Source organism: Mucilaginibacter sp. P4_C11 (assembly GCF_056402115.1).
Genome location: NZ_JBFUIA010000006.1, coordinates 237,882 through 246,293 on the forward strand (window position 1 = coordinate 237,882; position 8,412 = coordinate 246,293).

General features: G+C 40.8%; 11 protein-coding genes. 6 read left to right on the forward strand and 5 right to left on the reverse strand.

Annotated features, from left to right (window positions below; translation table 11 throughout):
• Positions 1-155: 155 nt before the first annotated feature.
• The 3 genes from acs to AC1DU2_RS07985 all read left to right on the forward strand — a co-directional run bounded on the left by acs (position 156) and on the right by AC1DU2_RS07985 (position 3,066).
• Entirely contained in the window at positions 156-2,057 is a 1,902-nt protein-coding gene (acs, locus tag AC1DU2_RS07975; RefSeq protein ID WP_477383636.1) for an acetate--CoA ligase, read from the forward strand.
• Between the two features lie 86 nt (positions 2,058-2,143).
• A complete protein-coding gene (locus AC1DU2_RS07980; protein WP_477383637.1) occupies positions 2,144-2,713 on the forward strand; it encodes a hypothetical protein in 570 nt (189 codons plus the stop codon).
• Between the two features lie 167 nt (positions 2,714-2,880).
• Positions 2,881-3,066 carry a CsbD family protein gene (locus tag AC1DU2_RS07985; protein WP_477368535.1) on the forward strand — a complete coding sequence of 62 codons (186 nt, stop codon included), beginning with the start codon at positions 2,881-2,883 and terminating at the stop codon, positions 3,064-3,066.
• Between the two features lie 32 nt (positions 3,067-3,098).
• On the opposite strand, the gene AC1DU2_RS07990 is transcribed toward AC1DU2_RS07985, so the two are convergent.
• On the reverse strand, positions 3,099-3,653 hold the full coding sequence (locus AC1DU2_RS07990; protein WP_477383638.1) for a Uma2 family endonuclease: 555 nt from the start codon (positions 3,651-3,653) through the stop codon (positions 3,099-3,101).
• Between the two features lie 26 nt (positions 3,654-3,679).
• Here AC1DU2_RS07990 and surE point away from each other — a divergent pair, with 26 nt between their 5' ends.
• The 3 genes from surE to lpxB are packed head-to-tail and all read left to right on the forward strand — an operon-like array spanning position 3,680 to position 5,854.
• The gene (gene surE, locus AC1DU2_RS07995; protein WP_477383639.1) at positions 3,680-4,453 is read left to right on the forward strand and encodes a 5'/3'-nucleotidase SurE; all 774 of its coding nucleotides are present in this window, start codon (positions 3,680-3,682) and stop codon (positions 4,451-4,453) included.
• A 22-nt stretch (positions 4,454-4,475) separates the two neighbouring features.
• Positions 4,476-4,745 (forward strand): hypothetical protein, encoded by a 270-nt coding sequence (locus tag AC1DU2_RS08000; RefSeq protein WP_477368544.1) that lies wholly within the window; start codon positions 4,476-4,478, stop codon positions 4,743-4,745.
• The gene (lpxB, locus tag AC1DU2_RS08005) at positions 4,742-5,854 is read left to right on the forward strand and encodes a lipid-A-disaccharide synthase (protein ID WP_477383640.1); all 1,113 of its coding nucleotides are present in this window, start codon (positions 4,742-4,744) and stop codon (positions 5,852-5,854) included. The genes AC1DU2_RS08000 and lpxB overlap by 4 nt, the downstream gene beginning before the upstream one ends.
• A gap of 80 nt (positions 5,855-5,934) precedes the next feature.
• Here lpxB and AC1DU2_RS08010 read toward each other — a convergent pair whose 3' ends face one another.
• The 4 genes from AC1DU2_RS08010 to AC1DU2_RS08025 all read right to left on the reverse strand — a co-directional run bounded on the left by AC1DU2_RS08010 (position 5,935) and on the right by AC1DU2_RS08025 (position 7,883).
• Positions 5,935-6,099, reverse strand: coding sequence for a hypothetical protein (locus tag AC1DU2_RS08010; protein WP_477368550.1), 165 nt, complete (start codon positions 6,097-6,099; stop codon positions 5,935-5,937).
• A gap of 43 nt (positions 6,100-6,142) precedes the next feature.
• The gene (locus AC1DU2_RS08015) at positions 6,143-6,271 is read right to left on the reverse strand and encodes a hypothetical protein (protein ID WP_477368553.1); all 129 of its coding nucleotides are present in this window, start codon (positions 6,269-6,271) and stop codon (positions 6,143-6,145) included.
• Between the two features lie 36 nt (positions 6,272-6,307).
• The gene (locus AC1DU2_RS08020) at positions 6,308-6,481 is read right to left on the reverse strand and encodes a hypothetical protein (protein WP_477368556.1); all 174 of its coding nucleotides are present in this window, start codon (positions 6,479-6,481) and stop codon (positions 6,308-6,310) included.
• Between the two features lie 205 nt (positions 6,482-6,686).
• Positions 6,687-7,883 carry an MFS transporter gene (locus AC1DU2_RS08025; RefSeq protein WP_477383641.1) on the reverse strand — a complete coding sequence of 399 codons (1,197 nt, stop codon included), beginning with the start codon at positions 7,881-7,883 and terminating at the stop codon, positions 6,687-6,689.
• Positions 7,884-8,412: the final 529 nt, after the last annotated feature.

Genomic DNA, 8,412 nt, shown 5'->3' on the forward strand with positions numbered 1-8,412 from the left:
AAGCCATTATAAGTGCCAAATTTGAGAGTATAGTGCTTGTTTACAATGTCCTTAGCACCTAAATTAAAGTACTTTTTAAATAATTTTAAAAAGTTACAGAATTAATATTTACATCATATATAAATTATTAAATTAGGCCCTCCATTATAAACACTATGAAGATTACATCATTTGACGAATACAAGCAGGTATACCAGCAAAGTATTGAGCAGCCCGAAGAATTTTGGGCTGGTATAGCCGAAAACTTTTTATGGCAAAAAAAGTGGGATAAAGTGCTGGATTGGAACTTTAAAGAGCCTAAAATAAAATGGTTCCAGGGTGCCAAGCTTAATATAACCGAAAACTGTCTCGACCGTCACCTCGACACTATTGGCGATAAGCCTGCCATCATCTGGGAGCCTAATGATCCGCAGGAAGATCATCGGATATTAACCTATCGCCAGCTGCACGATAAAGTTTGCCAGTTTGCCAATGTGTTAAAAAACAATGGCGCAAAAAAAGGCGACCGTATTTGTATTTACATGCCGATGATTCCCGAACTGGCTATTGCCGTTTTGGCCTGTGCCCGTATTGGCGCTATCCACTCGGTGGTATTCGGTGGTTTTTCGGCACAGTCAATTGCCGATAGGATAAACGATGCCGAGTGTAATGTTGTTATTACTGCCGATGGTGGTTTCCGCGGCAATAAAGCCATACCATTAAAAAGCGTTATTGACGATGCATTGGTGCAATGCCGGTCGGTTAAAAGAGTAATAGTGTTAACCCGCAGCCGCACGCCGGTATCCATGATAAAAGGCCGTGATGTTTGGTGGGAAGATGAAGTTAAAAAGGTAGAAACCCAGGGCAACCCCGATTGCCCTGCCGAGGTGATGGATGCCGAGGATATGTTGTTTATTTTATATACCTCTGGTTCAACAGGTAAGCCAAAAGGTGTGGTGCATACCACAGGCGGCTACATGGTTTATACAGGTTATACTTTTGCCAACGTATTTCAGTACAACAAAGGCGAAGTTTATTTTTGTACTGCTGATATAGGCTGGATAACCGGGCACTCGTACATTGTTTATGGTCCGTTATCGCAAGGGGCAACAACATTGATGTTTGAAGGTGTGCCAACCTACCCCGATGCCGGCCGTTTTTGGGAGATTGTAGATAAGTTTAAAGTAAATATATTATACACCGCACCAACCGCTATCCGCTCGTTAATGAGCTTTGGCGAAGAGCCTCTGAAAGGTAAAGACCTCAGTTCGTTAACCAAATTGGGTTCGGTAGGCGAGCCGATAAACGAAGAAGCATGGCATTGGTACGATGAAAAGATTGGTCACGGCAAATGCCCTATTGCCGATACCTGGTGGCAAACAGAAAATGGCGGGTTAATGATATCGCCAATTTGTAACGTTACCCCAACTAAACCGGGGTATGCAACTTTGCCTTTGCCCGGCGTACAACCGGTTTTGGTTGATGAAAATGGTAAAGTGATAGAAGGTAATGGCGTAAGTGGTAACCTTTGTATTAAATTTCCGTGGCCGGGTATGCTACGTACTACCTACGGCGACCATGAACGCTGCCGCACTACCTATTTTGCTACCTACGAGAATATGTATTTTACCGGCGACGGTTGTTTACGTGACGAAGATGGATACTACCGTATTACAGGCCGGGTTGATGATGTGCTGAACGTATCAGGTCACCGCATTGGTACTGCCGAGGTGGAGAATGCCATCAACATGCACAGCAGTGTGGTTGAGTCGGCCGTTGTTGGTTACCCGCATGACATTAAGGGGCAGGGCGTGTACGCTTTTGTGGTATGCCCTAACCAGCATGGCGATTCGGAACTTGCGCGCAAGGATATCACCATGACCGTAGCCCGTATAATAGGCGCCATAGCCAAGCCGGATAAAATCCAGTTTGTAACCGGGTTGCCAAAAACCAGGTCGGGGAAAATTATGCGCCGTATTTTGCGCAAAATAGCCGAGGGGGAAACATCCAACCTGGGCGATACCTCTACCTTGCTTGACCCTGCTGTGGTTGAAGAAATTAAGGCCGGAGCGTTGTAAAAGAGAATCAAGAATTAAGAATCAAGAGGCAAGACAAACCAGGGTCCTGCCTCTTTTTTTGTAACTTGCCGCACATATCTAACTGTATGCATAAACGAAATTTTTATCGTTTAATATTATTTGCCTGTTTTGCGGTCTTAATTTTCCTGTTTTCATTTAAAAACCACCCAAATCCTTCTGCACGGTACCGGCTCGATTTTTTTACCAAAGAGAACCAGTTTTATCTTTGTGATTCGGCGTTTACCGGCGAAACCGGCGATCCCGGTTTTTGGACATCATCGGCGTATAACGATAGGATGGCGACTGCAAAAGACAGGGATATAGTTGGCATCAGCATTGAAAGTTTTGGCCATGTAAAAGCCCAGCTTGATATACTGGATGCCCCGAGCAGGGAAAAAGATTTTAAAAAATACGACCACGTGGTTGAGGCCGGGGTAAGGATAAGCTCGGGAATATTGGAGGTGCTTGATTATCCCGATAGCAAAATTCAACTGAAAGCCATCGTAACGCCCGGCTACTACCGCATCAGGGTTTATTCGTACGATTTGACCAACAACGATCCTGAAGCGGATGAGGGTACAGATCATTACAAAATAGAACTTTGGCCATCCCATGATTTTGAACGAAAAGTGCTAAAGCAGTTTGTGAAAGAATAGAGTCAAGATGCAAGAATCAAGAGTTATGATTTTTCTGTTAGCCAATAACTTATGTTTAATCAGTCATGTGTGCTTTTGTCTTAATTCTTGATTCTTAACTCTTGATTCTTCTTGAAAACCATATCATTCCCCGGATGTTATACAAATACATCTAAATAAAAAACATCATGGATAAATTACAAATTAAGGGCGGCTGGAACGAGTTGAAAGGTAAAATAAAACAAGCGTACGGTGATCTTACCGACGATGATTTAACTTACGAAGAAGGTAAGGACGACGAAACGTTAGGAAAACTCCAGAAAAAAACCGGTAAAACGCGCGATGAACTGGTGAATTGGATAAACAGTTTATAATAAGGAAAAAGGCTCCGGGAACGGGGCCTTTTTTATTTGAAAACCTTTGCAAGTTCGATAGCAAAGCCAGGCAATATCACTGAGGTAAGTACCTCGTTTTTTTGCGCTTGTTGATGAAGATAATATGCTCCATTCATTATTGAATATAAATCAGCGTTTTGCGCAATCGGATCAACAATGATATATTCTTTTACACCGTATTTTTCGTAAATGTCTTTCTTTTGCCTTAAATCATAATACGCATTTGAAGGCGAAAGTATTTCGACAATGAGATCAGGAGCACCTTCAATGCGATCTTTGATTAAATCCTCAACTCTGTCCTCTGCAATGTAAAGTATATCGGGTTGTAAAATGTTCCCCTCGTCAAACTTTACATCCATCGGTGCACTTACTAAAAAGCCATTATTATTTCTGCTGTCTAAAAAGTTTAAAAGAGCTTGCATAATTCTTGCAGAAATTACTTGATGGAATGGAATAGGCGATGGCGACATAATCAAATCATAGTTTATCAACTGAAAAGGTGCACCTTCCTCAAGCAGCAAGTAGTCATCAACGGTGTATTTCTTTTTCTTATCAGCAGTGAGCATAAATCAAATATAACTAATTTCGCACAATGAAAACAGCGAAACCTAATATTCTTGTTGTTAACGATGATGGCATAACCGCCCCCGGCATCAAAGTTTTAATTGAAGCCATGAGCGAGATAGGCAGGGTAGTGGTTGTTGCGCCCGATAGCCCGCAGTCGGGTATGGGGCACGCTATTACTATTGGTAAGCCGTTGCGTTTAGATAAGGTTGACATTTACGAAGGTATTGAAATGTACCGCTGCTCTGGTACGCCGGTTGATTGTGTGAAGCTGGCCGTAAATAAAATATTTAAAGGGCTTAAGCCCGATTTATGCGTATCTGGTATTAATCATGGTTTAAATAATTCTATTAACGTTTTGTACTCCGGCACCATGTCGGCAGCAGTTGAGGGGGCTATTGAAAGCATTCCATCTATTGGTTTTTCTTTAGATGATTATAATCTGGATGCTAACTTTAGCCATTGCGTTAAATATGTTAAGGAACTTGCCCTGCAGGTTTTAGCCAATGGTTTACCGGCAAATACTTTACTCAACGTAAACTTTCCGAACACGCACGATATTAAAGGGATTAAGATTTGCCGCCAGGCCAACGCCAAATGGGCCGAAGAGTTTGATGAAAGGGTTGATCCGCATAAACGGCCCTACTACTGGCTCACCGGTGTTTTTCAGTTAAACGACGGTGGCGAGGATACCGATGTTTGGGCTTTGGAGCATAATTACGCATCGGTAGTGCCTATTCAGTTTGATATGACGGCGCATCACGCTATTCCGTTTTTAAATACCTGGAAATTTAATGTGTAAATTGCTGTGCTAAATAAAATACATGCTTAAAAACAATAACATATTAACAGGCTTTCTTTACGGTTCTGTACTGCCGGGTATTAGCCTGTTCATCTTTTTGTATCTGCTTAAGGGCAGCTTTTTGATATTTAACAAGCCAGGTATCCCATATCTGATTGCTATAGCGCTGAATCTTTTTATCATAAGGTATTGTTTTAAGGAGGGAAAAGACAATATAGGTACGGGAATGATATTGATCACTTTCGTATTTACAGCAGCGGTGTTTTTACTCAAACTACAACCCATCAGATGAAGTATTACCTGGTAGCCGGCGAAGCATCGGGCGATTTGCACGGGGCCAACCTGATGAAGGCGCTAAAGGAGCTTGATCCGGCGGCCGAATTTCGTTTTTTTGGTGGTGACCTGATGCAGGCCGAAGGCGGAATCCTGGTGAAGCACTATGCCGATATGGCCTTTATGGGTTTTGTAGAGGTTGTGATTAATTTGCGGGCTATCCTGAAAAATCTGAAAGCCTGCAAAGATGATATTGCGGCTTACCAACCCGATGTTTTGGTGCTCATAGATTTTCCGGGTTTTAACTTGAAAATAGCAGAATACGCTAAAACTATCGGTCTGCCGGTTAATTACTACATCTCGCCCAAAGTTTGGGCCTGGAACCAAAAACGGGTGTTAAAAATCAAACGGATAGTTGACCACCTGTTTTGCATATTGCCTTTCGAGGTTGATTTTTATAAAAGCTGGGGAATGGACGTTGATTATGTAGGCAATCCGCTTTTGGATGCCATAATTGCGTTTGAGCCTAACCCCGAATTCTTAAAGCAGAATAATATATCGGGCAAAAAAATAATAGCGCTGTTGCCCGGCAGCCGTAAACAAGAAATAAACTATTTATTGCCGGATATGATTGCCGTTGCCGGGCAGTTTGCAGATTGCCAGTTTGTTATAGCAGGCGCGCCATCATTTAAGCCTGAATTTTACAGCCAGTTTGTGAAGGATACCAATATTCCTGTAATATTTAATGCCACCTACGATTTGTTAACCAACGCGCACGCCGCCATTGTTGCCTCCGGAACCGCAACTTTAGAGACTGCTTTGTTCAACATACCACAGGTGGTTGTATATAAGGGCAACGCATTAACCATCGCGATAGCCCGTATGCTGGTTAAAATTAAATTTATATCGCTGGTTAACCTTATTGTAGATAAGGGAATAGTAAGGGAGCTTATCCAGGAAGACTGTAATGCACTGAAAATAGCTGCCGAACTCAGCGCTATTGCTAACGAAGGTACCTGCCGGGAACAGATGCTGGCAGATTATGATACGCTTGACGCAAGAATGGGTCAACCCGGCGCATCGGCCAAAACAGCAAGCCTGATTATTAAATATGCTGCAAAAAAATAAAGCCCTGTTTTAGCAGGGCTCTATCGTTTTCATAGGTGTGTGATGTTGTACTTTAATAGGTAGATGTAGATATATGATGATCAGGCAGCTTTACGTGTTGATGGTGCTGCTACCTTCTTGTTGTTGTGCACAAATTGATTTCGTTCTTTGAAGTTCCTAAGATCTTCCAATAAAATGTTTAATAACTCGTCGTCAAAGCGGGCAATTAATTCGCTGATAGTTGGGTTTGTTTTAGAGGCTTTCATAGGTAAATATTTATATATAGGTAAGTATGTTGGAAGTTTTTAGTTAGGCTGCGGTTGCTAAACGGCTTGCTTTGGCTTTTATAGATTTCAGATCATTCATCAGTAACAATTTTAATTCATTGTCAAAACGTGCTACTAATTTGTTGGTCGATAATTTTTTAGTGCTTTTCATAGTTTTAGTTTTTTGTATGTTTTAAATGTCTTTGTTTTAATCTTTTTCTTCAGCTTCCTGGTTTTCGGTAAGGTTACCTTTGCGGCGTTTTGCTTCGTTGTATTGCCTTAAAATTTGCTCCTCATCGCGTGCATCTGTTGTTTTTGTTGGCTCCACCGGGTTTTCCCATTCCTTTTCGCTTTCCTTAACCGTTGTTTTTTTAGTTTCCATAACAGCTACGTTTGCAGAGTAGTATTCCAACAGCGTGCCAAAAAATCAAAAAAGTCATTGGTGGTTCAAAATATTTTTACAATAACATGTAAATGGCTGTTTTTGAGTGGTTTTTATTTTGAGTAAAAATTCAAATTTTTGATAGAGTGGGTTTCAAAACATCAAAACCACTGTTCGATTAGTATTCAATAACCGAACACTTGCTTTAATTCCGAACGTTTTTTTTGTAGCTGGCGAAGTGCGCAGCCAGCGCGATGGCGGCCAATGTAAAGCCGATGGCGCATACACCGGTCCACTGATACCTTTTCCAAACAAGGCTGGCCAAAAATGTACCCGATGCGCCGCCTATAAAATAAGACACCATGTATACCGTATTTAACCTGTTGCGGGCCTCGGGTATCAAGCCAAATATGATAGATTGGTTGGAAATGTGCGTAGCCTGCACGCCCATATCCAGTACAATTACCCCTATAACCAAACCAATAATGCTGCTGCTGGAGAAGTAAAAGATGATAAAAGAAATGAGTACTAATAATAATGTATATCCTGATAGCTTGTACGAGTCCATTTTATCGCTTAGCCTGCCCATTAAACCGGCAGCCAATGCGCCAAACGCGCCCACTAATCCAAACAGGCCGGCAACCGTACTGCCTGCGTTAAACTGGGGCTGTTTTAGTAAAAACACAAGCGTTGTCCAAAAAGCACTGAAGCCGGCAAAGCATAAGGCGCCCCTAAAGGCAGCCATCCTGAGTTTAGGCTGGGTTTTAATTAGGTGGACGAGCGATTTCATCAGGTTTTTATAATTGCCTTTGTAGTCGGGCTCAACTTCGGGCAAAAAGAAAAATATCATTAACCACATGGCCAGCATTAATCCTGTGGCTATATAGTACATTGTTCGCCAGCCAAAATGTTCGCCAATAAAACCGCTTAGCGTACGTGATAATAGTATGCCTATCAACAGGCCGCTCATCACGAAGCCAATTTTTTTACCGCGTTCTGCCGGTTTGGCCAGGTGCGCAGCCATAGGTATCAGTAATTGCGGTATTACCGAAGATACACCCAGTAAAAAACCGGCTATGGTTAACACCAGCACCGATGGTGCCGCCGCGCTTATTAACAACGAGGTAATAACCAGGGCAAAATCTATTAGTATTAACCGTTTACGTTTAAGCATATCGGCCAGTGGTATAATAAACAATAAACCGGTGGCATATCCAATTTGGGTAAACAGCGATACCTGCTGGGCTTTTTTATCAGATATTTTAAAGGTGTGTGCTATATCGGCCAGCAGGGGCTGGTTGTAGTAAATATTGGCCACTACCAGGCAAGTAGCAATGGTCATGATCCATAAAGTGAAAGATGTTAAATGCGGGTGTGTTTTTGTAGGCGGGGTAGCTGTCATAAATTAAAAAACGATAAAACGCGCTGCAAAAATGAGGAAGCAGTTTTTAAATTGTGCTTATTTAAAGTAAATTTTATCCCTGTGTTCACAATATCTTCAAGTGTAGGGAGTTTAGATTGTCAATAAAAAATCAGATTTTTTGATGAGTGAGTTAAAAAAAGTGAATTTTATATATTTTTTTATTTAAAAATTATTTTTTGGAATAAAATTTGACATAAATTCAATAAAAAATCATTTTTTAGATTATTTAATTAAATTTTGGCTTTAGATACTGTCTGTTTTGGCTTATTTTGGTTTTTAATAGAAAAAAAAGAAGAAAAGTATCATTTTTTTTTGTCTTATTCGTTTTATGACACACGTGAATTTATTTAATTAAAAAATTATCACATTAATAACGAAATATTTGTATTTTTGATAATCAAACAGCAGGATATACTTGTTTTGATAAAAGTTACAATAAAATTACAAAATAATTTAAAAGAATATAAAAACTTAGTGTTACTTTTACACCGTAATACAAACACAAAAA